The 23,940-nt window shown below is 69.6% G+C and carries 26 protein-coding genes; 16 read left to right on the top strand and 10 right to left on the bottom strand.

Features of this window, described 5'->3' with window-relative positions; all coding sequences use genetic code 11:
- Positions 1 to 10 precede the first annotated feature (10 nt).
- The 6 genes from kdgD (at position 11) to mmuM (ending at position 6,076) form a co-directional block, all read left to right on the top strand.
- Positions 11 to 919: a 5-dehydro-4-deoxyglucarate dehydratase gene (kdgD, locus tag AB0B82_RS00730; protein ID WP_360160946.1), complete on the top strand. Its 909-nt coding sequence runs from the start codon at positions 11 to 13 to the stop codon at positions 917 to 919.
- On the top strand, positions 916 to 2,235 hold the full coding sequence (locus AB0B82_RS00725; protein ID WP_360160944.1) for an enolase C-terminal domain-like protein: 1,320 nt from the start codon (positions 916 to 918) through the stop codon (positions 2,233 to 2,235). The genes kdgD and AB0B82_RS00725 overlap by 4 nt, the downstream gene beginning before the upstream one ends.
- Before the next feature lie 17 nt (positions 2,236 to 2,252).
- Positions 2,253 to 3,077, top strand: a complete 825-nt coding sequence (locus AB0B82_RS00720) for a M55 family metallopeptidase (RefSeq protein ID WP_360160942.1) — start codon at positions 2,253 to 2,255, stop codon at positions 3,075 to 3,077.
- 41 nt (positions 3,078 to 3,118) lie between these two features.
- A complete protein-coding gene (locus tag AB0B82_RS00715) occupies positions 3,119 to 4,213 on the top strand; it encodes an esterase-like activity of phytase family protein (RefSeq protein WP_360160940.1) in 1,095 nt (364 codons plus the stop codon).
- 80 nt (positions 4,214 to 4,293) lie between these two features.
- Positions 4,294 to 5,220: an FAD-dependent oxidoreductase gene (locus AB0B82_RS00710; RefSeq protein WP_360160938.1), complete on the top strand. Its 927-nt coding sequence runs from the start codon at positions 4,294 to 4,296 to the stop codon at positions 5,218 to 5,220.
- On the top strand, positions 5,204 to 6,076 hold the full coding sequence (mmuM, locus tag AB0B82_RS00705) for a homocysteine S-methyltransferase (protein ID WP_360160936.1): 873 nt from the start codon (positions 5,204 to 5,206) through the stop codon (positions 6,074 to 6,076). Before AB0B82_RS00710 ends, mmuM begins: the two co-directional genes overlap by 17 nt.
- Positions 6,077 to 6,094: 18 nt before the next feature.
- Here the strand turns inward: mmuM and AB0B82_RS00700 are convergent, their stop codons facing one another.
- The gene (locus AB0B82_RS00700) at positions 6,095 to 7,507 is read right to left on the bottom strand and encodes a PLP-dependent aminotransferase family protein (protein WP_360160934.1); all 1,413 of its coding nucleotides are present in this window, start codon (positions 7,505 to 7,507) and stop codon (positions 6,095 to 6,097) included.
- A gap of 46 nt (positions 7,508 to 7,553) precedes the next feature.
- Between AB0B82_RS00700 and AB0B82_RS00695 the strand changes: the two genes are divergently transcribed.
- Together AB0B82_RS00695 and AB0B82_RS00690 are read left to right on the top strand one after the other, a co-directional pair.
- Positions 7,554 to 8,015: a carboxymuconolactone decarboxylase family protein gene (locus AB0B82_RS00695; protein ID WP_360160932.1), complete on the top strand. Its 462-nt coding sequence runs from the start codon at positions 7,554 to 7,556 to the stop codon at positions 8,013 to 8,015.
- A 10-nt stretch (positions 8,016 to 8,025) separates the two neighbouring features.
- Positions 8,026 to 8,739: an isocitrate lyase/phosphoenolpyruvate mutase family protein gene (locus AB0B82_RS00690; RefSeq protein WP_360160930.1), complete on the top strand. Its 714-nt coding sequence runs from the start codon at positions 8,026 to 8,028 to the stop codon at positions 8,737 to 8,739.
- A gap of 255 nt (positions 8,740 to 8,994) precedes the next feature.
- Here AB0B82_RS00690 and AB0B82_RS00685 read toward each other — a convergent pair whose 3' ends face one another.
- Entirely contained in the window at positions 8,995 to 10,866 is a 1,872-nt protein-coding gene (locus AB0B82_RS00685; protein WP_360160928.1) for a hypothetical protein, read from the bottom strand.
- 86 nt (positions 10,867 to 10,952) lie between these two features.
- Between AB0B82_RS00685 and AB0B82_RS00680 the strand changes: the two genes are divergently transcribed.
- Positions 10,953 to 11,441: a pyridoxamine 5'-phosphate oxidase family protein gene (locus tag AB0B82_RS00680; protein ID WP_360160926.1), complete on the top strand. Its 489-nt coding sequence runs from the start codon at positions 10,953 to 10,955 to the stop codon at positions 11,439 to 11,441.
- Here the strand turns inward: AB0B82_RS00680 and AB0B82_RS00675 are convergent.
- The 3 genes from AB0B82_RS00675 to AB0B82_RS00665 all read right to left on the bottom strand — a co-directional run bounded on the left by AB0B82_RS00675 (position 11,419) and on the right by AB0B82_RS00665 (position 12,950).
- Positions 11,419 to 12,051, bottom strand: a complete 633-nt coding sequence (locus AB0B82_RS00675; protein ID WP_360160924.1) for a rod shape-determining protein — start codon at positions 12,049 to 12,051, stop codon at positions 11,419 to 11,421. The two genes, AB0B82_RS00680 and AB0B82_RS00675, sit on opposite strands and share 23 nt — an antisense overlap.
- Positions 12,052 to 12,189: 138 nt before the next feature.
- Entirely contained in the window at positions 12,190 to 12,612 is a 423-nt protein-coding gene (locus tag AB0B82_RS00670) for a TraR/DksA C4-type zinc finger protein (protein ID WP_360160922.1), read from the bottom strand.
- An 8-nt stretch (positions 12,613 to 12,620) separates the two neighbouring features.
- Positions 12,621 to 12,950, bottom strand: coding sequence for a TraR/DksA C4-type zinc finger protein (locus AB0B82_RS00665; protein WP_360160920.1), 330 nt, complete (start codon positions 12,948 to 12,950; stop codon positions 12,621 to 12,623).
- A gap of 125 nt (positions 12,951 to 13,075) precedes the next feature.
- Between AB0B82_RS00665 and AB0B82_RS00660 the strand changes: the two genes are divergently transcribed.
- Positions 13,076 to 14,053 (top strand): HAMP domain-containing sensor histidine kinase, encoded by a 978-nt coding sequence (locus AB0B82_RS00660; protein ID WP_360160918.1) that lies wholly within the window; start codon positions 13,076 to 13,078, stop codon positions 14,051 to 14,053.
- Positions 14,050 to 14,706 (top strand): response regulator transcription factor, encoded by a 657-nt coding sequence (locus tag AB0B82_RS00655; protein ID WP_360160916.1) that lies wholly within the window; start codon positions 14,050 to 14,052, stop codon positions 14,704 to 14,706. The genes AB0B82_RS00660 and AB0B82_RS00655 overlap by 4 nt, the downstream gene beginning before the upstream one ends.
- A gap of 22 nt (positions 14,707 to 14,728) precedes the next feature.
- On the opposite strand, the gene AB0B82_RS00650 is transcribed toward AB0B82_RS00655, so the two are convergent.
- From AB0B82_RS00650 to AB0B82_RS00640, 3 genes are all read right to left on the bottom strand, one after another.
- Positions 14,729 to 15,547 (bottom strand): aldo/keto reductase, encoded by an 819-nt coding sequence (locus tag AB0B82_RS00650; RefSeq protein WP_360160914.1) that lies wholly within the window; start codon positions 15,545 to 15,547, stop codon positions 14,729 to 14,731.
- Positions 15,510 to 17,546, bottom strand: coding sequence for a protein meaA (locus AB0B82_RS00645; protein WP_360160912.1), 2,037 nt, complete (start codon positions 17,544 to 17,546; stop codon positions 15,510 to 15,512). The genes AB0B82_RS00650 and AB0B82_RS00645 overlap by 38 nt, the downstream gene beginning before the upstream one ends.
- A 133-nt stretch (positions 17,547 to 17,679) precedes the next feature.
- Entirely contained in the window at positions 17,680 to 18,063 is a 384-nt protein-coding gene (locus AB0B82_RS00640; RefSeq protein WP_360160910.1) for a nuclear transport factor 2 family protein, read from the bottom strand.
- Positions 18,064 to 18,153: 90 nt separating this feature from the next.
- On the opposite strand from AB0B82_RS00640, the gene AB0B82_RS00635 reads away from it, so the two are divergent.
- Positions 18,154 to 18,387 carry a hypothetical protein gene (locus tag AB0B82_RS00635; protein WP_360160908.1) on the top strand — a complete coding sequence of 78 codons (234 nt, stop codon included), beginning with the start codon at positions 18,154 to 18,156 and terminating at the stop codon, positions 18,385 to 18,387.
- A 559-nt stretch (positions 18,388 to 18,946) separates the two neighbouring features.
- Here the strand turns inward: AB0B82_RS00635 and AB0B82_RS00630 are convergent.
- Positions 18,947 to 19,312 (bottom strand): STAS domain-containing protein, encoded by a 366-nt coding sequence (locus tag AB0B82_RS00630; RefSeq protein WP_360160906.1) that lies wholly within the window; start codon positions 19,310 to 19,312, stop codon positions 18,947 to 18,949.
- A 127-nt stretch (positions 19,313 to 19,439) separates the two neighbouring features.
- On the opposite strand from AB0B82_RS00630, the gene AB0B82_RS00625 reads away from it, so the two are divergent.
- The 4 genes from AB0B82_RS00625 (at position 19,440) to sppA (ending at position 23,326) form a co-directional block, all read left to right on the top strand.
- Entirely contained in the window at positions 19,440 to 19,772 is a 333-nt protein-coding gene (locus AB0B82_RS00625; RefSeq protein WP_360160904.1) for a hypothetical protein, read from the top strand.
- Positions 19,773 to 20,102: 330 nt separating this feature from the next.
- Positions 20,103 to 20,645: an RNA polymerase sigma factor gene (locus tag AB0B82_RS00620; protein ID WP_360160902.1), complete on the top strand. Its 543-nt coding sequence runs from the start codon at positions 20,103 to 20,105 to the stop codon at positions 20,643 to 20,645.
- On the top strand, positions 20,642 to 21,634 hold the full coding sequence (locus AB0B82_RS00615) for a CU044_5270 family protein (protein WP_360160900.1): 993 nt from the start codon (positions 20,642 to 20,644) through the stop codon (positions 21,632 to 21,634). Before AB0B82_RS00620 ends, AB0B82_RS00615 begins: the two co-directional genes overlap by 4 nt.
- 39 nt (positions 21,635 to 21,673) lie before the next feature.
- The gene (sppA, locus tag AB0B82_RS00610; protein ID WP_360160898.1) at positions 21,674 to 23,326 is read left to right on the top strand and encodes a signal peptide peptidase SppA; all 1,653 of its coding nucleotides are present in this window, start codon (positions 21,674 to 21,676) and stop codon (positions 23,324 to 23,326) included.
- Here sppA and AB0B82_RS00605 read toward each other — a convergent pair whose 3' ends face one another.
- On the bottom strand, positions 23,327 to 23,905 hold the full coding sequence (locus AB0B82_RS00605) for a cob(I)yrinic acid a,c-diamide adenosyltransferase (RefSeq protein WP_360160896.1): 579 nt from the start codon (positions 23,903 to 23,905) through the stop codon (positions 23,327 to 23,329). It abuts the gene before it with no gap.
- Positions 23,906 to 23,940: the final 35 nt, after the last annotated feature.

Here is a 23,940-nt window from a genome sequence, read left to right as displayed (position 1 = left end):
GCTGGCGGGCGTGACCGAACCGACCGAGCTCCAAGCGCAGCTGAAGACCGGCCTGCTCTCGTTCCCCGTCACGCACTTTCACGCGGACCTCAGCTTCAACGAGGCGGCGTACCGCGACCACCTGTCGTGGCTGAGCGGGTACGACGTCGCGGGCCTGTTCGCCGCAGGCGGTACGGGCGAGGGCTTCTCGCTGACCCCGGACGAGATCGACACCGTCGTACGCACGGCCGTGTCCGAGGTGGACGGGCGCGTCCCGGTGATCGCGCCCGCGACGGGCGGTACGGCGTCCGCGACGGCCGCTGCCAGAGCCGCGGAACAAGCCGGTGCGGACGGGATCTTGTTGTTCCCGCCGTACCTGACCGAAGCGGGTCAACGCGGACTCGTCGAGCATGTCTCGGCGGTCTGCCGCAGTACGAACCTGGGCGTCATCGTTTACAGCCGGGCGAACGCGATCCTCACCGACACCGCCGTCGCGGAGCTCGCGGACACGAACCCGAACCTGGTCGGTTTCAAGGACGGCGTCGGCAACATCGAGCAGATGACGCGCATGTACGCCCGCGTCGGCGAGCGCCTCACGTACATCGGTGGACTGCCCACGGCCGAGACGTTCGCACTGCCGCTGCTGCAGCTCGGGTACAGCACCTACTCGTCGGCGATCTTCAACTTCGTCCCGGAGTTCGCGCTCGGCTTCTACGCCGACGTGCTCGCCCAGGACCGCGACGCGGTGTACCGGAAGCTCAACGAGTTCGTCCTGCCGTACGTCGACATCCGCGACCGCACCAAGGGGTACGCCGTCTCGATCGTAAAGGCCGGTGTGAACGCGATCGGCCGCGCCGCCGGACCGGTCCGTCCACCACTGCAGAACCTCACCGAGGACGAGCAAAGGCAGCTCACCGGGCTGATCGGGAAGATCCGATGACGCCGACGATCACGGCCGTGGAGGTCGTACCGGTCGCCGGCCACGACAGCATGCTGCTCAATCTGAGCGGCGCGCACGGCCCGTTCTTCACCCGCAACGTGGTGATCGTCACCGACAGCTCGGGCAACACCGGGCTCGGCGAGGTTCCAGGGGGCGAGAAGATCGCAGCCACGATCCAGGACGCGACGCCGCTGCTGATCGGGCAGCGACTCACCGAACACCGCAGCCTGCTCCGCGCGGTCGCCACCAGGTTCGCGGCCCGGGACGCCGGCGGTCGCGGAATGCAGACCTTTGATCTCCGTACCACGGTGCACGCCGTGACCGGACTTGAGTCGGCGGTGCTCGATCTGCTCGGTCAGCACCTCGACGTACCGGTCGCTGAGCTGCTGGGCGACGGTCAGCAACGCACCACGGTCCCGGTGCTGGGGTACCTCTTCTACGTCGGCGACACCGCGAGAACCGATTTGCCGTACGTCACTGATGACGGGAACGACCGCTGGAGCCGGCTCCGAAGGCAACCGGCCCTGACACCGGACGCCGTGGTCGAGCTGGCTGAGGCGGCTCAGGAGCGGTACGGGTTCGCGGACTTCAAGCTGAAGGGCGGCGTCTTCGAGGCGGAGGAGGAGATCGACGCCGTCCGGGCGCTGCACGAACGATTCCCGTCGGCGCGCATCACCGTCGACCCGAACGGCGCCTGGCCGGTCCGCGAAGCCGTCGCGGTCTGCGCGGGGCTGCACGACGTGCTCGCGTACGTCGAGGATCCGTGCGGCGCGGAACCGGGGTTCTCGGGCCGGGAGACGATGGCCGAGTTCAAGCGGCAGACCGGTCTGCGGACCGCGACCAACATGATCGCGACCGATTGGCGCGAACTGGCGCACGCGATCCGTACGGACGCGGTCGACATCCCGTTGGCGGATCCGCACTTCTGGACGATGGCCGGCTCGGTGCGGGTCGCCCAGCTGTGCCACGACTTCGGGCTGACCTGGGGCTCGCACTCCAACAACCACTTCGACATCTCGCTGGCGATGTTCACCCACGTCGGCGCGGCGGCGCCCGGCGACATCACTGCCCTCGACACGCACTGGATCTGGCAGGACGGTCAGGCGCTGACGAAGAACCCGTTGCGGATCAGCGGCGGTGAGATCGCCGTACCGGCCAAGCCCGGGCTCGGAGTGGAACTCGACCGCGACGCGCTGAACGCCGCCCATGAGCTCTACCTCGAGCACGGACTCGGTGCGCGCAACGACGCGATCGCGATGCAGTACCTCGTCGCCGACTGGGTGTTCGACCCGAAACGGCCCTGCTTGGTGCGGTGACTTGTAGGGTTCGTTGAATGAGGGTCTTCTTGTCAACGGACATGGAAGGTACGGCGGGGGTCGTCGACTGGGGTCAGGTCCGCGGACCGGGCTCCGAGTACGAGTACTACCGCCGTCAGCTGCAGACCGAGGTGAACGCCGCGATCGACGGCGCGCTGGCCGCGGGCGGGACCGAGTTCCTCGTCAACGACGCGCACTCGACCATGCAGAACCTTCTCCCCGACGAGCTGCACGGGCACGCGAGCTACCTGTCCGGCAAACACAAACCGCTGTACATGATGCAGGGTCTCGACGAGTCGTACGACGCGGTGTTCTTCGTGTCGTACCACGGTTCGGCCGGCGCGACGTCGTCCGTACTGCACCACACGTACAACCCGCGCGCGATCGCCGAGGTGCGGCTGAACGGGACCGTCACCGGCGAAGCCGGGATCAACGCGCTCGTCGCGCTCGCCCATCAGGTGCCGGTCGTACTGATCACCGGCGACCGCACCACGATCGACGAGGCGCAGGCGTTCTGCCCCGACATCGAAGCGGTCGTGGTGAAGGAGTCGGTGTCGCACAACGCCGCACTGTCGGTGCATCCCGAACGCGCCCGCGAGCTGATCCACGACGCCGCCCGCCGCGCACTGGCCCGGGTCAGCGACATCAGGCCGCCCGCGATCCCGCTGCCGGCCGAGCTGACGGTTCGTTTCCACAACCGCGCGTACGCCGAACTCGCCTGCGAACTGCGCGGCGTCGAGCGCCGCGAGGACAAGGTGGTTGCCCTGCGCAACGATGATCCGCTGCAGCTTTACCGGACGTTCATCGCGACCGTGCTGCTGAGCCGCGGCGTCAGCGAGTAGGTTGGTCCAGCGCCCTCGTCGTCACTCCTAGGAGCCCCGGAATGCGTTGGCAGAAGCCACTGGCCGCAGCGATCGTTCTGACCGCCCTCACCGCGTCGCTCACCGCCCAGGCCTCGCCGGGCCGCCCTGCCGTCGTCGGTGGCGTCTGTTCCCCGAAGGCGACGCTGCTCGGGTTCAGCGATGCGCTGGACAAGACCACGTTCGACGGGCAGCCGGTGGCCGGGCTGTCGGCGCTCAACCTGACCGGCACGGATCAGGCGGTCGCGCTGGTGGATAACGTCGGGACGACGCCGGCGCGGGTCTTCGATCTCCGCGTTCACAGCAGGCCGACCTCGGTCGGCGTCGACGGGATGACGATCCTGCGGCGCCCGGACGGTACGCCGTACAACGGCGGCGACTTCGACGGCGAAGGACTCGTCGTCGAGCGCGGCGACCGGACCATCCTGGCCACCTCGGAGCGGGAACCGTCCATCCGCCGCTTCCGCCGGTCGGACGGCCGGCAGATCGGTGAGCTGCCGGTGCCGTCCCGGTTCCTCGCCTCGCCCGCGGGCGAGGCGAGCGGCAACGCGACCTTCGAGTCGCTCGCGGTGAGTCGCGACGGCCGCTCGCTGTACGCCGGTATGGAAGGGCCGCTCGCCTCCGACGGGACCGACGCGAACGACCGTACACGGAACCGGATCATCCGGTACGCCGGACTGCCGGGGCGCGACTACCGCCCCGTCGCGCAGTATGCGTACCAGCCGGACCCGGGGCTGGCGCTCGTCGAGCTCGCTTGGGCCGGGCCGACCGAGCTGGTGTCGATGGAGCGCACCTACACCCCGGACTTCGGGAACACGATCCGCGTGTTCACGGTCTCGCTGCGCACGGCCGCGGACGTCTCGAAGGTCGCGTCACTGGCCGACGTACCGACGGCGGCGTACACCCGGAAGAAGCTGCTGTTCGACCTGGTCGACTGCCCGCCGTCGGGCGCGGTCGCGAAGCAGCCGCAGCCGAACCCGCTGCTGGACAACGTCGAGGCGCTCGCCCTCGGCGGACACCTGCCCGGCGGCCGCCGCCAGCTGTACCTGATGTCGGACGACAACAACGGCGCCACCCAGATCACCCGCTTGTACTCGCTGGCCGTCGACCTCCACTGACACCGACAGCGGACGCTGGGCCCTGTGCCCGCTGTCTTGCGTCCCTGGCGTGATCATCGGCTGTGCGTAACACTGTGTGAATGCGCGTGATCGTTGTTGGTGCGGGCGTGATCGGGCTGAGTTGTGCGATCCGGCTCGCCGAGGGCGGGTACGACGTGGCGGTGTTCGCCCGCGACCTGCCGCTGGAGACGACCTCGTCGGTCGCGGCCGCGATCTGGTACCCGTACCTGTGCGCGCCCGCGGACCGGGTGGCCGCCTGGTCGCGCGCGTCGTACGAGGAGTTCACGAAACTGGCCGCGAGCGAGCCGTCGGTGCAGCTGACGCACGGGCGCGAGTTCCTCGTCGAGCCGACTCAGGATCCGTTGTGGGCCGACGTACTGACGGACTTCGCGCGGGTCGGTTCGCCGCCGGTCGGGTTCGCGGACGGGTGGTCGTTCACGGCGCCGGTGATCGACATGCCGCAGTACCTGCCGGCGCTGGTGAAGCGGCTCGAGGCGGCCGGCGGGACGCTGACGCGCGCGGCGCTGTCCGCGCTGCCGACGAACGCCGATCTGGTGGTGAACTGCACCGGACTGGGCGCCCGGCTGACTGCGAGCGATCCGACCGTGACGCCGGTGCGCGGGCAGGTGCTGACGGTCGAGCCGTGCGGGCTGACCGAATGGCTGGTCGCGGATCGCTCGCCGGACGAGCTGACCTACGTCATTCCGCGCCGCAACGACGTGGTCGTCGGCGGCACCAGCCAGCCCGGCGACTGGAACCTTCAGGTCGACCCGAAGACCTCGACGCAGATCCTCGAGCGCGCGGCCGAGCTGGTGCCACAGCTACGCGACGCGAAGATCCTCCGGCAGCGGGTCGGTCTGCGGCCGGCGCGACCGGCGATCCGCTGCGAACTGGTGCGGACGAGCGCCGGTGAGCCGGTCATCCACTGCTACGGTCACGGCGGCTCGGGCGTCACCATCTCCTGGGGCTGCGCGGACGAGGTTTTCCAGCTTGCCCAGAGCGTCTGACCAGCCGGTCATCCTGGACGGCGGCCTGTCCAACGCGCTGGAGGACCGCGGTCACGACCTGTCCGACGCGCTGTGGTCCGCTCGGTTGCTGCGCGACGACCCCGCCGAGGTCGCCGCGGTGCATCGGGCGTACTACGAGGCGGGCGCGATGGTCGCGACGACGGCGAGCTACCAGGCCAGCGTGGTCGGGTTCGAGCGGGCCGGGGTCTCGCGCGCGGCGGCCGAGCGGCTGATTCGCAGCAGTGTGCGCATCGCCCGCGAGGTGCGCGACGAGTTCCCCGGGCGGCTGGTGGCCGCGTCGGTCGGCCCGTACGGCGCGATGCTCGCGGACGGATCGGAGTACCGCGGCCGGTACGGCGTCAGCTCGACCGTACTGCGCGACTTCCACGGACCGCGCCTCGAACTCCTCGCCGCCGCGGAACCGGACCTGCTCGCCGTCGAGACGATCCCGGACACCGAGGAGGCCGAGGTCCTGGTCGAACTCCTCCGCGAACTCGACGTCCCGGCGTGGTTTTCGTACTCGATCGACGGCGACCACACGCGCGCCGGCCAACCGCTCACCGAAGCCTTCGCGATCCCGGCCGTCGACCAGGTGGTTGCTATTGGCATCAACTGTTGCGCGCCGGCCGACGTACTGCCCGCCGTACGGACAGCCGTCGCCGTGTCCGGCCGGGCCGCGATCGCCTACCCGAACCGCGGCGAGTCCTGGGACCCGGTCGCCCGTTGCTGGGTCGGAAACGGCACCGGCCCGGCGACCTACGCGCGCTCCTGGCTCGAAGCCGGCGCCGCCTACGTCGGCGGCTGCTGCCGCGTCGGCCCGGACGACATCCGCGCGCTCGTCACTGCGGTCCGCTGACTCAGGCGGTCCGCTGACTCAGACGCCGAGGACCTGGCAGAGCAGGTCGAGGGCGCCGGGGTAGGCGTGGTCGGGCGGGGTGCCGTAGCCGACGATGACGGCCTGGCGGGTGGCCGGCGTCGGGTCGAAGTGATAGTTGGTCAACGTCGTGAGGCCGAGCCTCTGGCGGGCGGCGCGCGCGACGATGTCCTCGGCATCACCCGCGACGTCGAGCAGCACGTGCATCCCGGCCGAGATCCCGGCGACCTCGACCGTGGGTGCGCGGACGGCGAGCAGCTCCACCAGGCGGTCGCGGCGGCGCCGGTAATGCAGGCGAGAGCGGCGAACATGCCGGTCGTAGTGGCCCGAGGCAATGAACTCCGCGAGCACGAGCTGGTCCAGGGTCGCGGTCTGGAAATCCGCGGTCCGCTTCGCCGCGACGACCGGCTCGACGAGCTGCTGCGGCAACACCATCCACGCCAGCCGCAGCCCGGGCGCGAGGCTCTTGCTCGCCGTCCCCGTGTACACGACGCGCTCCGGATCGAGCGCCTGCAGCGCCCCGACGGCCTGCCGGTCGTACCGGAACTCCCCGTCGTAGTCGTCCTCGATCAGCACCGCACCGGACTCGCGTGCCCATTCGACCGCCGCTGTACGACGCTCCGGCGCCAGCGGAACGCCCGTCGGCATCTGGTGCGCCGGCGTGAGCAGTACGCCCTGCCCGGTCAGCTGCGCCGTCTGGGCGCCCAGCTCGTCCACCGGTACGGCGGCCACGTCGAGCCCGCGCGCCTTGATCACGTCGCGGTGCAGTCCGTAGCCGAACTCCTCGACCGCGATGGTCGTACCGCCGAGTGTCCTGATCGCCTCGGCCAGCAGGCTCAATCCCTGCACGTAGCCCGAGCAGATCAGGATTCGCTCCGGGTCGGCGCGGACGCCACGGGCCCGGGCCAGGTAGTCCGCCAGCACCCGGCGCAGCTCGAGCCGGCCGCGCGGGTCGCCCAGCCCGAACGCCTCGTTCGGTGCCGCGGTCAGGGCCTTGCGCGCCGCCGCCAGCCACTCGGTGCGCGGGAACGTCGCCACATCCGGCGCGCCGGGCATCAGGTCGTACCGGAACCGCTGGGTCTCCGGCAGCGCGACCGGCGCACTCGGCGGTACGGCGACCCGGTTCGCGACGACCGTACCGGAGCCCTGCCGCGCCGTCAGCCAGCCCTCGGCGACCAGCTGCCCGTACGCGTCCGCGACCGTGTTGCGGGCGATCCCCAGGTCCTTCGCCAGTGACCGCGACGACGGCAACCGGGTCCCCGGCATCAGCCGCCCACTCCGGATCGACTCGTGCAACGCCCGAACCAACTCGGCCCGCCCCCGAGTCGCACCAAGCTCAAGATGCAGGTCCGCCCCACTGAACGCGCCGTCGGTGCGGCCGGACAGGCCGGAAATGGCCCCTCGATCTCCCATAGAAGTGGACCATACACCTGGGCCGATTCGGTCATAGGTTGATCACATGACGACAACGACGCGGCGGGTCAAGCTCGCCAACCTGGCCCCCGACTTCTACCAGGCGATGATCGAACTGGACCGGGTCTCCGACACCGGGCTGGACCCGAAACTCGCGCACCTCGTGCGGATCCGGGCGTCGCAGATCAACGGCTGCGCGTACTGCACCGACATGCACTCGCTCGACCTGCTGGAGTTCGGCCCGGAGCAGCAGCAGCGGATCGCCCTGCTGCCGGTCTGGCGCGAGTCGGAGAAGTTCTACACCGAGCAGGAGAAGGCCGCGCTGGCGCTGACCGAGGCGATCACGTTGATCAGTGTTGATCATGTTCCCGACGAGGTGTATCAACTCGCAGCGGACGCCTTCGACGATCAACAGTTGTCACGATTGATCGCATTGATCATCACCATCAACATGTGGACCCGAGTCGGGGTGACCGGGAAGATGGAGCCCGGTCACTACAAGCCGTGAGGTCGCATCGATGACTGCCGAATTGTTCAGGGCCTTGCACCACGGTGGCACTCCCCTCGTCCTGCCGAACGCCTGGGACCCGGTGAGCGCCCGTCTGGTCGCCGAGGCCGGCTACTCCGCCGTCGCCACCAGCAGCGGTGCGGTCGCCCGTGTGCTCGGGTACGACGACGGGCAGCTGACTCCGCCCGCGACGATGTTCGCCGCGGTGGCGCGGATCGCCGCCGCGGTCGACGTACCGGTGACGGCCGACCTGGAGGCCGGGTACGGACTGTCGCCGAAGGAGTTCGTGGAGCGGTTGCTGGAGACCGGCGCGGTCGGCTGCAACCTCGAGGACTCGCTCGGTGGCGAGCTTGTCGACGTCGCGCGGCAGGCGGACTATCTGGCCGAGGTCCGCGCCGCCGCCGGCGCCGACCTGGTCATCAACGCCCGCATCGACACCTTCATCCGCACCGTCGAGGACCCAGTAGGCGAGGCGGTACGCCGAGGGCGTGAGTACCGCCGCGCCGGCGTGGACTGCATCTACCCGATCCTCGCCCCGCTCGACCAACTCGCCCAGGTGGCCGCAGAGGTCGGCGGGCCGGTCAACGGGCACGCGAAGGTTGGCGGCCCGACCGCAGCCGAGCTGGCCGCAGCCGGTGCCACCCGGATCTCCTACGGCACCAGCGTCCACGAACACCTGATGACCCGCCTCCGCGAGCTACTCCCCTCCCTCGGGGTGAACTAGCCGGCTGAATCGGAGTGGACCAGCCGGCTCCCTAGATGATTGATGCACGGCCCGAAGGTGTGCACGCTCGACAGTTAGTGTGGTGCGGGGCGGGTGCGTTCGGTGTCTGATTCACGCTCAGCTGTGACCTCTGGCACAGGAGACGTCCTGTCGACCTGACACACGCCACACGCCACACGCCACACGCCACACGCCACACGCCCGAGCATCCGCTGCTCCATCACTACGACCAACGAACCCAGACCAGGCCGTGCATCAATCATCTAGGCGACGCAGGGCGTAGACGAGAGCCCAGTCCTGGTCGTTGGCCAGGGGGTCGGCGACGTGGGCGGGTTGGCCGTTGACGCAGCTCGGGTAGACGAAGGCGCACGTCGCCGACCCGTCCGGGGCGAAGCTGACCAGGTTCGCGCGGAGGATGGCTTCCTCCGCGCGGTCCAGCCACGCGGCCTCCGCGGGCGACACGAGTTCGCGCGGCCAGGCGCCGTACACGATCGCGCTCAGTGCGGACCAGTAGTGCGGGAAGACGTCACCCCACAGCCGCAGCCGCCCGAACCAGTAGCCGTCCCAGTGCCGGATCGGGACGTGCCGGAGGCGGACGTCGGGCTGGTCGGCGGCGAACGCGGTCAGCCACGGCAGGCGGTGGGTCAACTCGGCACCGCCGATCTCGTCCGGCGCGATCCGGTACGCCGCCACCAGTAGCTCGAGCAGTGGCGCAACCATCGATTGCTCGTAGTTGACCTCGTGCGGCGGCAGCTCGTCGCCGTACGCGATGAAGGTCTTCGCATGCCGGATCAGGTGCTCGTGCAGACCGAGTTCGCTGAGCAACGGCCCGAGGTCGAAGGCGAGGAAGTGGTCGCCACCGAGTTCGTAGTACCGATCGAGGATGCGGGCGGCGCCGGCGCGGTCGCCCTGGCCGAGGAGGAAGCGCGCGAACCAGGGGAAGTTGTAGAGGCGGACCTCGTTCTGGTGGATGCTGTCGTCCTGGACGGTGCCTTGGTCGTCGAGCAGGTGGTCGCGGACGAACTGCTCGTACCCGGCGAGCGCCTCGTCCAGTTCGGCGCGATCACCCCAGCCGCGGTCACGGACCTCCTGCAGCAGCAGCGCCGTACCGACGCGCTCGCGAGCGTCGGACCAGTCACGCCATGCACCGGAGAGCACGGTGAGACCACTGTCGTTGTCGTAGGGCACGAACGCGTACCGGCGGCTGTCCGCCAACTCGGGTCGCCGCTGCCGATCGAGGACGAAGCGCACGCGGCGCTCAGCGATGACCCGCAGCGGTTCGTGGAACAGCACCGCGATTCGCGCCTTGCCGTCCATCGCCTCGACGTACTGGACACCGGGCGCGTCCGCACTGAGGTCGCGCCCGTCGTGCAGCCGGATCGTCTCGCCGACCTCGGCCGCGAGCCGGTCGGCGCCGATGCGTGGCGACCGGGCCGCGTGGAATGCGGGCAGGTCGTAGTACCAGCCGAGCTGCCAGGTCCAGCGGTACGACTGCTCAGGCGCCAGGACGACGGTCGGCTGACCGCCCATCGCGTGCGGCGAACGGGCGTGATCGGTGACGTGCAGGTAGATGTGGCCGCGGATGTTGCTGCTGGTGCTGGGCTCGCGGGACTCGACGGAGTACGCCCAGAGCTCACCCTCCTGCAGCTGGAGACCAAGGCCCGGACCGCTGCCGTCCATCGGCACCGCCCACACCCACGCGTCCGCCCCGCCGGTCCAGACGTGCGCGTGCACCGCGCCCGTGAGGCTCTCGTGGCTCGACGCGTAGACGTCGCGGTACGGCGTACTGATCGCCAGCGAGCCGATCTCGACCGGCTCGGCACCGACGTTGCGGAGCTCGTACGTCTCGGTCCACTGCTCGCCGAACCGGCGCCCGACGCGCAACTCCAGGTCACCGAAGCGGTAGAGCAGGTCGATGCCAGAGCTCCGCCAGCGCGTGAATGTCGGCGCGTCGAACCGGTGCGCGCCACGGTCGGTGATCACGAAGCCCTTGCCCCACGCGTGCAGGCTGTCGTGCACGCGACCCTCGTCGAGCAGTATGCGGCGGCCGTCCGGGTGCAGCACCTGCACGACCGAACCGTCGTCGGCGAGCTGGACCGTTCCGCGGCCGAAGTCGAAACTCTCCATGATTCGTCAACCTATCGATGTCGAGAGTCGTCCGGCGGCTTCGTCCCCTTGATGAGAACCGGCCTCCTCCTCGGAAGGGAATCACCATGAACAAGCAGCAGATCGCCGAGATCATCGCCGAGCCCTACGCGCAGCAGCTCATCAACGGCCCCGAGCCGGCCCGGTTCGCCTACGACGGCCTGGACGGGGCGCCGCGGGTGATCCCGATCGGATTCTGGATGTCCGGCGACCAGCTTCAGATGGCCACCGCTCCGAAGGCCGCCAAGGTCGCGGCGCTGCGGAAGAACCCTAAGGTCGCGCTGACGATCGACACCGGCGCCTTCCCGCCCAAGGTGCTCCTGCTGCGCGGCACGGCCGAGGTCACGGTCGTTCCCGGCGTCCCCGAGGGGTACCTCGTCGCCGGTCACAAGGTGATGACCGACGAGCAGTACCCCGGATGGGTCGCCGGTGTGCAGTACCTGTACGACGCTATGGCCGTCATCACCGTCACGCTCACCTGGGCCAAGCTCCTCGACTTCGAAACCACCATCCCGAAAGCGGTCGAGGACCTGGTCAACGCCAAGAGCGCCGGCTGACGCCCAGGTGGAGGCCCGAGTGGATGCCCGGGTGACGGTAGGCGGACTGGAGGACGGTGGCGGCGCCGCGCACAGCGGCCGTGAGTGGAGCCGGCGCCGAGCGGACGATGGCCGCCAGGCGCTCGCCGAGTGCGGCAGCGATGTCCGAGTCGAGTCCGCCGCCTCCGGTCAGCAGGATTGGTCGGTCCAGTGCGTCGGCGACCTGCGGGCCTCGATCGCCGCGCAGGAGTTCCACGATCGCGTCGGCGGTCTCGTCCACCAGCACGGCGGTCGGCAGGCCGTCATCCAGTCCGAGTAGCGCAGAGCGAGCCTCGACCACCGCGCCGTCGGACAGCAGGGCCACCTCGATCAGCTCGGCGCCGACATCGACGACCAGCAGCGGTTCGGTCAGATCGGCCGCTGCCCCGAGCGCCGCGGCCTTCACCGCGTCGATCATCACCACCCGCGTCGCGCCTGCAGCGGTCAGAGCGGTTCGCAGGTTCGCTCGATCCACGTCGGCGCACAGCACCGGCTTCGTGGCCACCGCGATCAGCTCGGTGCTCGGCATGCCGCTCACCACCTCGGCAACCAGTGACGCGGCGCCCTCCACATCCTGCACCCGCCCCCGCATCACCGGCCGCCCGCCGAGTAGCCAGGTTCCGCGCGGGTCGGCGTACGGCGTGGGGACCTCGAGTGGGCGCCCGTGGGGCAGGCAGAACTTCGCGGTGGAGCTGCCGAGGTCGATTGCCAGACCGTTGGGGGGTGCGGTTCATTCGGCGGCCGTTTCCTGGCGGCGGTGGCATTCGGCGCAGTGCATGGCCTGCGGGCAGACGCGGAGCCGGGCGAGGTCGATCGGTGCACGGCAGCTGCGGCATTCGCCGTAGTGCCCGGTCTCCATCCGGTCCAGCGCGGCCTCGACATCTGCCAGCACGATCCGCGCCGCCACCGCCAGGTAGCTGCGCACCTCGTCGCGCGCCGCTTGCCCCTGCTCCCCCACACGACCGGTGACGCCGTACCCGGTGCCGGTCCGGCCGTCAGCCGGGCCGGTTGCGTTGGCTGGTGGGTGGCGATGGAGCGTCGCGAGTTGTTCCTGGCGGAAGGCGCGTTGATCCAGGAGGGATGCGCGGAGGGCGGCGAGTTCGTGGTCCGGTAGGCCCGCGTTGCGTGGGGTGGTGCGGGTGCGGCTGGACACGTCGGGCCTCAGAGTGCTCGCTGCTGGCAGCGGACGCAGTACCTCACATACGGCAGGATCTCCAGGCGCCCGACCGGAATCCGCGCGTCGCAGCCGAGGCAGACGCCGTACGTGCCGTTCAAGGCTCGCTCCTCGGCGGCGTCGATCTCGGCGAGCACGCGGCGGATCGCGGTCGCTTGCACCGAGGCCAGTTCACCGTCAGCAGCATCGGCAGCATCGGCATCCATCGCACTCAGCTGTGCCAGCCGGCTCTCCCGCTCGTGGCGCAGCTGCTGCAGGGTCTCCTCGACGCGGCTCGGCGGTGCCGCTTCCCGCGTCTTGTTGGGTGTCGTCCTCATGGGCCCACCATCGCCGCTGCAACGGGGGTTTCCTATGGGGATCAGCACCCATCTTCGGCGGGCACGAAGTCGTCCGGCCTGCCATAGTGGCGGGACTCCCACCGACGCGAGGAGAGGTGTCGACGGTGTCGTTGTTCTGGCGCATCTTCGGGCTCAACGCGGTCGTGCTCGGTGCCGCGACCGCCCTGCTGCTCTGGGCGCCGGTGACCGTTTCGGTGCCGGTGCTGCTGACCGAGGCGATCGTCCTGATCGGCGGACTCGCCGTGATGCTGGTGGCCAACGCGGCCTTGCTGCGCGTCGGCCTGGCACCACTCGCGCGGCTGAACCGGCGGATGTCCACGGTCGACGTACTGCGTCCCGGTCAACGCCTCCCGGTGAGCGGCAGCGGCGGCGTACCCGACGTACTGCGGGCGTTCAATGCGATGCTCGACCGCCTCGAGGAGGAACGCGCGACCAGCGCGGCGCGCGCCCTGTCCGCGCAGGAGGCCGAGCGGCGGCGGATCGCCCGTGAGCTGCACGACGAGGTCGGGCAGAGCCTGACGGCAGTGCTGATGGACCTCAACCGGGCGGCCGAACTGGTCCCCGACCCGGTACTGCGGGCCGAACTCATGCAGGCGCAAGAAACGACGCGCGCGAGTCTGGACGAGGTACGGCGACTCGCGCACCGGCTGCGTCCCGGCGTACTCGAGGATCTCGGTCTGATCAGTGCGCTGACGGCGCTTGCGGACGAGCTGTCGGACCACACCGGGCTGGTGATCCGGCGCAGCTTCGACAGCGGGCTGAAGTTCGACGAGCAGACCGAACTCGTGCTGTACCGGGTCGCGCAGGAGAGCCTCACGAACGTCGCGCGGCACGCCGGAGCGAGCCGGATCGACCTGTCCCTGGTCCGTTCCGGTGACGCCGTCGTACTGCGGGTCGAGGACGACGGCCGCGGGCTCGGACCGGCCCACGAGGGTGCGGGAATCCGGGGCATGCGCGAGCGCGCGCTGCTGATCGGCGCGACGCTCGAGCTACGGGACACGCCGTCCGGTGGTACCCAGGTCAGCCTGCGGGTACCGGTCGGAGGTCGGGCACGCGGCGCAGCGGAGGTGGCGCCGGCGTGACCATCGCCAAGACGAAGATCCTGCTCGCCGACGACCACGCACTTGTCCGGCGCGGCGTCCGGCTGATCCTCGACAACCAGCCCGACCTGCAGGTGGTGGCCGAGGCGGCCGACGGCAGCGAAGCGGTCGCGGTATGCCGCCGGCAGCCGGTGGACCTGGCGATTCTCGACATCGCGATGCCGCGGATGACCGGCTTGCAGGCGGCCCGGGAGCTCTCCACGGTCGCGCCGCACGTGCGAGTGCTGATGCTGACGATGTACGACAACGAGCAGTACTTCTTCCAGGCGCTCAAGGCCGGCGCCTCGGGGTACGTGCTGAAATCGGTCCTGGACCGCGACCTGGTCGAGGCGTGCCGCGCGACGATGCGCGGCGAGCCGTTCCTGTACCCCGGGGCGATGACGCGGCTGGTGCGCACCTACCTGGAGCGGGTCCGGCACGGCGCGGACCTGCCGCAGCAGATCCTCACCGCGCGCGAGGAGGAGATCCTCAAACTGGTTGCCGAGGGCAATTCCTCGAAGGAGATCGCCGAACTGCTCACGATCAGCGTCAAGACGGTCGAGCGGCACCGCTCCAACATCCTGCAGAAGCTCGGCCTGCGCGACCGCCTCGAGCTCACCCGCTACGCGATCCGCGCCGGCCTGGTCGAGCCGTAACCGCACGCGTCAAGGGAACGGGTCAGGACCACCACTTGCTGTTCTGCGACAGGGCGTCGGCGGTCAGACCGGTGGTGTCGAGGGCGTCCAGGGCCGCGACCGCGGCGTCGTCGAGCTCGAAGTCGAAGACCGCGAAGTTCTCCACGATCCGGTCCTGGTGGGTGGACTTCGGGATCACCGAGAGGCCCTTCTGGATCGCCCACCGGATCAGCACCTGCGCGGGCGTCCGGCCGGTGCGCTCCGCGATCCCGGTGATGACCGGGTCGTTGAGGTGGCGTCCAGTACCCAGCGGGCTGTACGCCTGCGCGACGACGCCCGCCTGCTCGCAGGCCTCGACCAGCCCTTTGCGGTACTCGAACGGGCTGAACTGGATCTGGTTCGCGACCGGCTGGATCCGGGCGATATCGCTCAGCTCGGCGAGTTCGGCGGAGCTGAAGTTCGAGATGCCGATGCCCTTGGTGAGCCCGGCGTCGACCGCCGCCTCCATCGCCGGCCAGGCCCAGGTCGGACCGCCCTGCGGCCAGTGGATCAGGTACAGATCGAGGTAGTCGGTACCGAGCCGCTCGAGGCTCTTCTCCGCCTCGACCCGCGCGTCCTTGCCGCCGGGGTAGAACTTCGTGGTCAGGAAGATCTCCGCGCGCGGGATCCCGCTCTCCCGGATCGCCTTCCCGACACTCGTCTCGTTGCGGTAGGCCTGGGCGGTGTCGATCAGCCGGTAACCGGCCTCGAGCGCCCAGCTGACGGCCCGCTCACACTCCACCCCGTCGTCCACCTGCCAGACCCCGAGGCCGAGCACCGGGATCTCAGTTCCGTTGGACAACTGCCGAGTCTTCGCGGTCATGCACCCCTTCTACCACGCGCGGCAAATGGTTGGCGTCGCGGATCACGTCCACCACGTCGGACATCATGCCGGTGAGGTCGTAGTCCTTCGGCGTGTAGACAGCGGCCACCCCGGCAGTGCGCAGCGCCTTGGCGTCCGCATCCGGGACGATGCCGCCGACGACCACCGGTACGTCGTCCAGCCCGGCCGCGCGCAGTCCGTCGACCACCTGCGGTACCAGCTCCATGTGGGAACCGGACAGGATCGAGAGGCCGACGCAGTGCACGTCCTCGGCGACGGCGGCGGCGACGATCTGCTCCGGCGTGAGGCGAATGCCCTGGTAAACGACCTCGAAGCCGACGTCGCGCGCGCGGACCGCGACCTGCTCCGCGCCGTTCGAGTGCCCGTCCAGACCGGGCTTGCCGACCAGTAGCCGCAGGCGTCCGTGGAGTTCCTTCGAGGTGGCTTCGACCTTTTCGCGGACGGCGGCCAGCTCGGCACTGCCCGCGGTCACACCGACCGATCCCGCGACACCGGTGGGTGCGCGGTACTCGCCGTACACCTTCCTGAGCACGCCTGCCCACTCGCCGGTCGTGACGCCGGCGCGGGCACATTCCAGCGTGACGGGCATCAGGTTCTGAGTCGTTGCTGCTGTTGCGCGCAGCTTCTCGAGTGCGGCTTCGACGGCCTCGGCGTCGCGCGCGGCGCGCCATTGTTCGAGTGACTTCACCGCGGCGGCCTCGGCGGCCGGGTCAACGGTCTGGATCGCGGTGTCCAGATCGGCGGTCAGCGGCGACGGTTCGGTGTTCTGGAACTTGTTCACGCCGACGACGATCTGCTCGCCGGACTCGATCCGCTGCCGCCGCTCGGCATGCGACGCGACCAGCGCCTGCTTCAGGTACCCGCTCTCCACAGCGGCGACCGCGCCGCCCATCGCCTGCACCCGGTCGATCTCCGCGCGCGCACCCGCGACCAGTTCGTCGACCTTGGCCTCGATCACGTGCGATCCGTCGAAGATGTCGTCGTACTCGAGCAGGTCGGATTCGTACGCCAGCACCTGCTGCATGCGCAGCGACCACTGCTGGTCCCACGGCCGCGGCAGGCCGAGCGCTTCGTTCCACGCGGGCAGCTGGACGGCGCGCGCCCGCGCGTTCTTCGACAGCGTGACGCCGAGCATCTCGAGCACGATGCGCTGCACGTTGTTCTCCGGCTGCGCCTCGGTCAGCCCGAGCGAGTTCACCTGTACGCCGTACCGCAGCCGCCGCGCCTTCGGGTCCGTGACGCCGTACCGCTGCTGGGTCAGCTCGTCCCACAACCGGACGAACGCGCGCATCTTGCACGTCTCCTCGATGAACCGCACGCCCGCGTTCACGAAGAACGAGATCCGCTGGACGACGTCGCCGAAGCGCTCCTGCGGTACCTGGCCGCTGTCGCGGACGCGGTCGAGCACGGCGATCGCGGTGGACAGCGCGAACGCGAGCTCCTGCACCGGCGTCGCGCCGGCTTCTTGCAGGTGGTAGCTGCAGATGTTGATCGGGTTCCACTTCGGCATCTCGGCGACGGTGTACGCGATCAGGTCGGTGGTCAGCCGCAGCGAGGCCTCCGGCGGGAACGCGTACGTCCCCCGGGACAGGTACTCCTTGACGATGTCGTTCTGTGTCGTACCGGTCAGCTCGGACGGCTCCGCACCCTGCTCCTCGGCCGCCACCTGGTACAGCGCGAGCAGCCACATCGCGGTCGCGTTGATCGTCATCGACGTGTTCATCTGCGCGAGCGGGATCCGGTCGAACAACGCCCGGACATCACCCAGGTGCGCGATCGGTACGCCGACCTTGCCGACCTCACCCTTCGCGAGCGGATGGTCCGCGTCGTACCCGGTCTGGGTCGGCAGATCGAACGCGACCGACAGACCGGTCTGGCCCTTGGCGAGGTTCCGGCGGAACAGCGCGTTGGACTCGGCCGCGGACGAATGGCCCGCGTACGTCCGCATCACCCAGGGTCGATCCTTCTCGGTCGCCATGTACCCGAGAGTAGGACTCTGTGCCCTTGTGAGTCCTACTCTCGTGACTGGCATCACCAAGGGCATGGATCACATCGCCAGGCACGCGGATCGGGCCAGAGCGAGGCGGTGCGGCCCGCTCGGTGGCCTTGCGTTACTTGTAGCCGTTCTCGGTCAGCGGCACGACGTACGCCCGGCGCTCGCAGATCAGACCGTCGCGCATCACGAACACCTCACCCATCGCGGCGCGCATCACACTGCCGTCCTTCTGGAGTGCTTCCAGGGTCATCTCGGCCATCACGACGTCGTTCTCCTCGACCATCCGAGTGATCGTGACCTTCGGGGGCACACCGACCGGGTCCGGCCCCTCGATGTTGGCGTCGTACGCCTCCTTGCCGGTGATCCGGAAGTGGCCGAAGACGGTCCACTCGATGTCTTCGGTCAGGCACGACAGGATCTGCTCGTGGTCGGATGTGTTGAACCCGTCGATGTACCGCTCGACGGTCTGCTTGTTCGCGGACTGACTGGTGATTGCCATGACCTCTCCTTGTCCGGCTCAACGATGTTCGCTGATCGGTCGGCGCCGGTCGAGCATCCTTGACATGCCGGCAGGAGAAATCCGTCTCTTGTGACCGATCCGTGGGTGGCGGGCCGGGTGACCAAGTCGACGCGCGCTCGTCGCCGCACCGTCACGCTCGTCGCCGCACCGTCACGCTCGTCGTCGCACCGTCACCTCGTGCCGAACACCGCCAACCAGATCACCGCTGACCAGACCACCGCCCGGCTGATCCACCACCGGCTGATCCGCGGCACGGCATACGAGCGGATAACCCCGCGTGTTGGGGGTTCTTCGTCGGTATGAGAGCAGAGAACCCCCAGCTGGCGGGGTTATCCGTTCGTATGAGGCTGGCTGTGGTTGGCTGCGCCGGTCGTCGTGCGGGCTGAAGTCGGGGGTTTGAACAGGTTGTGGTGGGTGTGGAGTGGTTATTGCTTGTTCAAGGCCCCGGGCGGGTGTGCACGGTCCCGGGTGGGTGTGCACGGTCCCGGGATGGGGTGCACGGTCCCGGGATGGGGTGCACGGTCCCGGACGGGTGTGCACGGTCCCGGACGGGTGTGCACGGTCCCGGACGGGTGTGCACGGTCCCGGACGGGTGTGCACGGTCCCGGACGGGTGTGCACGGTCCCGGGCGGGTGTGCACGGTCCCGGGCGGGTGTGCACGGTCCCGGGCGGGTGTGCATGGTCCGGATGGGTGTTCGCGGTCCCTGGTCGGGGCTCAAGGGGCCTCGGCGGCGGGAACGCGCGCGGTCGTACTCGCGGTCGTACGGCGCGGTCGCCGACTCGGTCACCCGGACCCCACCTGCGGATCGCTCACAAGAGCCAGAGATCCGCTGAAGAAGTCCGGGGTGTGCACCGGAGGTGGTCAGGAGGCGAGGAGTGGCGTGCGTTCGACGTTGAGGACTCGGTGCAGGCGGGTGACCGCGAGGATGCGGACGACCGACGGCATCGGGTGCCAGAGAACCAGTTGGCGGCCGAGGAGCTGAGTCCGGCGGTGGGTCGCGACCAGGAGGCCGAGGCCGGTGGCGTCGACAGCGTCCACCTGCTCCAGGTCGACGATCACGTCGCCGTCGGAGGTGTCGATGAGTTCGTTGAGTGTTTGACGGACGTCGCCGACCGAGCGCACGTCCAGAATTCCACTGAGATGCACGACGTTCTCCGGCCGCGCGGGGTGACGGGTGTCGTGACTGGTTACGAAGTCGTCCGGGTTGGTGTGGGTCGGTGCGAGCATGTCCGTGCCCTCCGCTCTTCCGGCGGCCCCCGAGTCCATCGGCCGCGTGACAGCGTCTGTGTTGGTAAAGACTCCCTGCAGACACCGAAGGTTGCCAAGACCTCGGGATCTTTTGTTTCGCGCGACAATGGACCTTGTGTTCGCCGAGAACTACTTCCTCTTCCCGGTCGTGGCCCTCGCCCTGGCCGGCGTGACGGTACTGCTGTGCCGCTGGGCGTTCTCGAAGGCGAAGGGTGGCTCGCTGGTGCGCCGGGTGGACCGGAATCCGGCGGAGCGGGACGCGTTCGGGCTGCTGGTCGACATCCGGACCGTGCCCAGCTACAACGAGGCGCGGGTGCTGGTGAGCCGGCTGAAGACGTTCGGCATCAAGGGAACGGCGGCGCACACCAAGGACGGCTGGACGGTGTACGTCTGGCCGCAGGACGAGGCCGCAGCTCGCGGGCTGCTCGAAACTCCCTGACGGCGCCTGTCCACCTGAGAGCGTTCTCAAACGTCCTTCTCACCGGGCCGGTACTCGCCGGCCCCTCGGCTGTTGTCGGTACCAGCCGGTGGCGAGAAGGGCTCTGGGGACATCGGACAAGAAGAGGGTGTGACACCCGAAGCCGCGCTGATCCTGCCCGGGCGGGCCCGCCGTCCCGGCGTACCCAAGCCCGGCATACCCAAGCCCGGCATACCCAAGCCCGGCATACCCAAGCCCGGTGTACCCAGGCCCGGCGCTGTCCCGGACACCGGCGCTGCACCTGCGACGGGCTCAGCGACGGGCTCGGCGACGGGCTCAGCGGCAGATGACGTGCTGGCGCTCGAGGCGTCTGTTGGCGAGCCGGAGCGGTTCGCCGTCGTCTTCGACCGGTACTTCGGGCAGGTGCACGGCTACGTGGCCCGGCGGCTGGGGACGGACGTCGCGGACGACCTGGCCGCGGAGACCTTCCTGATCGCGTTCCGGCAGCGGGAGCGGTTCGACCGGCGCAGTGGGGTGGTGCGGGCGTGGCTGTACGGGATCGCGACCAATCTGATCCGCCGGCACCGGCGGGACGAGGTACGGGCGTGGCGGGCCGCAGCGAAACTGCCGGCACCTGTGCCCGCCGCAGCGCACGAGGACCGGGTAGCGGCACAGGTGACAGCGCAGGGCGTCTCGCGTGAGCTGGCGGCCGCGCTGGCGAAGCTGAACGCCAAGGACCGTGAGGTGCTGTTGCTCGTCGCACTGGGCCAGTTGACGTACGACGAGGTCGCGGCGGCGCTGGGCATTGCGTACGGGACGGTGTGCTCGCGGCTGTCCCGTGCGCGGAAAGCGGTACGAGAGGCAGTCACGAACCCTGCGGAGGAGCAGTCGTGAACGAGTTCGACGTACTGCGGAAGGCGTTCCCGGAGCAGGAGCCGCCGACACCTGAGTCCACTCAGGCCGCGCGACGCCGGCTCCAGCAGCTGATGCACCAGCGTCCGATGTCACGGCTCCGGACCGGTTGGCTAGGTACGGCGATCACTGCTGCGACCGCACTGGTCGCCGTAGTGGGGCTAGGCGGCGCACTGCTCGTCGGAGGGGCCGACAACGGCGGCGTGCCGAGTGAACCGGGCGGACCGACGACTACTACTGCGCCGCGACTCGCCACAGCGGCCGAGGTGCTCATTGCGACCGCAGTACGGCAGGAGAAGGACGAAAAGGTCTCGGGGAAGTACTTCCGCGTCCGCAGCCTCCAGGAGACGTCGACGCCGGCGTCCACACGCCGGTCGATCACCGAGAGCTGGATGCCGATGAAGCCGGGTGCCGAGTCCTGGTTCGGCTGGGTCGACCTGCACAAGCGCGACGCACCGGTGGTGAACAAGATGTCGTTCCGCGACGTCCCGCCCGGCTACTTCCTGGGCGAGCGGCTGCTCAGCGCGCAGCAGATCGCCGCGCTGCCGACCGACCCCGAGGCACTCGGCGCGGTTCTCGCCAAAGCCTCCGGGCCGGGCCTGACCGGTACCGAACGGGACTACGCGGTGTTCTCCGCGGCGGGCCGGCTGCTGTTCGAGATGCCCTCGCCCCCGAAGCTCCGGGGCGCCGCGCTGCGGGTGCTGGCCGCGTTGCCCGGCACGCAGATCCGCCCGGGCGTCAAGGACCCGATCGGCCGCGTCGGGACCGAGGTGAGCATCCTCCCGGACCCGACCGCGCCGAGCAGCGACCGCACCACGCTCTACTCAGACGGCGCGACGTACGTCATCGACCCCGTCACCGGACGCCTGCTCAGCTCGACCATCCGCGGCGTGAAGTCGGGCTCCGTTGTCGTCCTCGAGTCCGGCTGGACCGACGAGCGACCGACGCCACCTTCCAGGTCGATCCGTTGAGCCCTCCGCGCCCTGGGGTCCGGGGTCTAGGGTCTGGGTATGGGGACTCTGCTTGAGCTGGATCTGACCCGCGGCGTGCTCGAGACGCCGCCCTCGTCGCCGATCGCGGCGTTCCGGGCGCGGCATCTGCCGACGCTGCGGGAGCTGGTGGCGGCGCTGCGCAAGGGCGCCCGCGACGACGGTGTGGTGGGCGTCGTGGCGCATCTCGGCGCACATCGCCTCTCGCTCGCCCAGGTGCAGGAGCTGCGGGAGGCGATCGCCGACTTCCGTACCTCGGGCAAGCCTGCCGTGGCGTGGACGGAGTCGTTCGGCGAGACCGGTCAGGGCACCGTGCCGTACTACCTGGCGACCGCGTTCGACGAGATCTGGGTGCAGCCGTCCGGCGACCTGGCCATCACCGGTGTGTCCGTGCAGGCGGTCTTCGTCCGCGGCGCGCTGGACAAGGCCGGCGTGATCCCGCAGTTCGGTAAGCGCCGTGAGTACAAGACGGCCGCCGACATGTTCACCGAGCGCGAGATGACCCCGCCGGCCCGGGAGATGGCGTCACGCCTCGCCGAGTCGGCGTACGAGCAGATCGTCGAGGGCATCGCCGTACGGCGTCGGTTGGACACCGCCCGGGTCAAAGAGCTCATCGACACTGCGCCGCTGCCCGCGAAGGCAGGTCTGGACGCCGGACTGGTCGATCGACTCGGCTACCGGTCCGACGTGTACGACGAGCTGGAGAAACAGCTCCAGTACGACGACAGGCTGCTGGCCGAGCGGTACATCCGGCGTGGTCCGCGCACGCTGCAGGACGTACGCAAAGCGCTGCCGTGGCCGCACAAGCCGCTGGTGGCCGTCGTCCGCGTGTCCGGCGGCATCTCGGTCGGACGCAACTCCAACAGCCCGGTGGGCGGCCCTACCTCCGGTTCGGACACGGTCGGTGCCGCATTGCGTGCTGTCGCGGCCAACGACCAAGTGAAGGCAGTAGTACTGCGCGTCGACAGCCCAGGCGGCTCGTACGTCGCCTCGGACGCGATCCGCAACGAGGTACTGCGGTTGCGCTCGACCGGACGACCTGTGATCGCGTCGATGGGCGGAGTGGCCGCATCGGGCGGGTACTTCGTCGCGATGCCGGCGGACGTCATCGTCGCGCAGCCCGGCACGATCACCGGCTCCATCGGCGTGCTGACCGGGAAGGGCGTCGTACGGGACACACTCGGGCGGATCGGCATCTCACAGCAGGCCGTGTCCGAAGGCGCGAACGCGCAGATGTTCTCCTCGCTGGAAGAGTTCACCGACGAGCAGTGGGCGCGGCTGGAGGAAACCCTCGACCGGATCTACGAGGACTTCGTCGCCAAGGCCGCGCAGGACCGCGGACTGCCCGTGGAGCGCGTGGAGTCGCTGGCGCGTGGACGGGTCTGGACCGGGGCCGACGCGCACAGCCACAAACTGGTCGACGAGCTCGGTGGCTTCCAGCACGCGTTGACGCTCGCCTGCAACCGGGCCGGCGTGGACCGTGAGGAGATCGGGCTCGTCTCGGTGCCGCACCGCAACCTGCTCAGCCAGCTGAAGGCACCGACGACGGCCGACGACCTGGCCGTCTCCGCGGCGCCGTTGACGCTGGACGGTCTGACCACTGGTCTCTACAGTGCGCTCGGGCTGCCGCCCGCGGGCGTTCTGCGGATGCCGCTCAGCTGGGAGATCGGGTAGTCAGCGCTCGCCGCCCGGGACCCAGAGGACGTCGCCGCCGGAGGACAGGTTGGCGACCCGGCCGAGAATGAACAGCAGGTCGGACAGCCGGTTCAGATAGGTGATCGCGAGCAGGTTGACGGACGGGCCGTGCGCCTCGACGGCGGCCCAGCCGGCCCGTTCGGCGCGCCGTACCACCGCGCGGGCGACGTTCAGGTACGCGGCGCCCTCCGTGCCGCCGGGCAGCACGAACGAGCGGAGCTTGGTCAGCCGGCCGTTGTACTCGTCACACCAGCCCTCGAGCCGGTCGATGTAGTCCTGCGTGATCCGCAGCGGCGGGTACTCCGGGTTCGGCGTGATCGGGTTGCACAGATCCGCTCCCACGTCGAACAGATCGTTCTGGATCCTGGTCAGCAGCACCACGATCGCACTGTTCAGATGCCCGGCCGCGATGGCCACCCCGATCGCGGAGTTCGCTTCGTCGACCTCGCCGTACGCCGCCAGCCGGGGATCCGTCTTCGACGTCGTCGAGTTGTCGCCGAGGCGGGTCTCGCCGGCGTCACCGGTGCGGGTGTAGATCCGCGTCAAGTTCACAGCCATGCCAGGGACTCTACGCAAAGGCGGTGACAGCCAAA

The sequence above is a fragment of the Kribbella sp. NPDC048915 genome, from assembly GCF_040649595.1.
Taxonomy (GTDB): Bacteria; Actinomycetota; Actinomycetes; order Propionibacteriales; family Kribbellaceae; genus Kribbella.
Note: the sequence above shows the minus strand (reverse complement) of the source record. Positions and strands in the feature narration are given on the sequence as shown.

Coding starts and splice junctions, on each gene's coding strand:
- AB0B82_RS00725 (WP_360160944.1), top strand. CDS start 916: ATGACGCCGACGATCACGGCCGTGGAGGTCGTACCGGTCGCCGGCCAC.
- AB0B82_RS00720 (WP_360160942.1), top strand. CDS start 2,253: ATGAGGGTCTTCTTGTCAACGGACATGGAAGGTACGGCGGGGGTCGTC.
- AB0B82_RS00715 (WP_360160940.1), top strand. CDS start 3,119: ATGCGTTGGCAGAAGCCACTGGCCGCAGCGATCGTTCTGACCGCCCTC.
- AB0B82_RS00710 (WP_360160938.1), top strand. CDS start 4,294: ATGCGCGTGATCGTTGTTGGTGCGGGCGTGATCGGGCTGAGTTGTGCG.
- AB0B82_RS00700 (WP_360160934.1), bottom strand. CDS start 7,507: ATGGGAGATCGAGGGGCCATTTCCGGCCTGTCCGGCCGCACCGACGGC.
- AB0B82_RS00695 (WP_360160932.1), top strand. CDS start 7,554: ATGACGACAACGACGCGGCGGGTCAAGCTCGCCAACCTGGCCCCCGAC.
- AB0B82_RS00690 (WP_360160930.1), top strand. CDS start 8,026: ATGACTGCCGAATTGTTCAGGGCCTTGCACCACGGTGGCACTCCCCTC.
- AB0B82_RS00685 (WP_360160928.1), bottom strand. CDS start 10,866: ATGGAGAGTTTCGACTTCGGCCGCGGAACGGTCCAGCTCGCCGACGAC.
- AB0B82_RS00680 (WP_360160926.1), top strand. CDS start 10,953: ATGAACAAGCAGCAGATCGCCGAGATCATCGCCGAGCCCTACGCGCAG.
- AB0B82_RS00675 (WP_360160924.1), bottom strand. CDS start 12,051: ATGCGGGGGCGGGTGCAGGATGTGGAGGGCGCCGCGTCACTGGTTGCC.
- AB0B82_RS00665 (WP_360160920.1), bottom strand. CDS start 12,950: ATGAGGACGACACCCAACAAGACGCGGGAAGCGGCACCGCCGAGCCGC.
- AB0B82_RS00650 (WP_360160914.1), bottom strand. CDS start 15,547: ATGACCGCGAAGACTCGGCAGTTGTCCAACGGAACTGAGATCCCGGTG.
- AB0B82_RS00645 (WP_360160912.1), bottom strand. CDS start 17,546: ATGGCGACCGAGAAGGATCGACCCTGGGTGATGCGGACGTACGCGGGC.
- AB0B82_RS00640 (WP_360160910.1), bottom strand. CDS start 18,063: ATGGCAATCACCAGTCAGTCCGCGAACAAGCAGACCGTCGAGCGGTAC.
- AB0B82_RS00630 (WP_360160906.1), bottom strand. CDS start 19,312: ATGCTCGCACCGACCCACACCAACCCGGACGACTTCGTAACCAGTCAC.
- AB0B82_RS00625 (WP_360160904.1), top strand. CDS start 19,440: ATGGACCTTGTGTTCGCCGAGAACTACTTCCTCTTCCCGGTCGTGGCC.
- sppA (WP_360160898.1), top strand. CDS start 21,674: ATGGGGACTCTGCTTGAGCTGGATCTGACCCGCGGCGTGCTCGAGACG.
- AB0B82_RS00605 (WP_360160896.1), bottom strand. CDS start 23,905: ATGGCTGTGAACTTGACGCGGATCTACACCCGCACCGGTGACGCCGGC.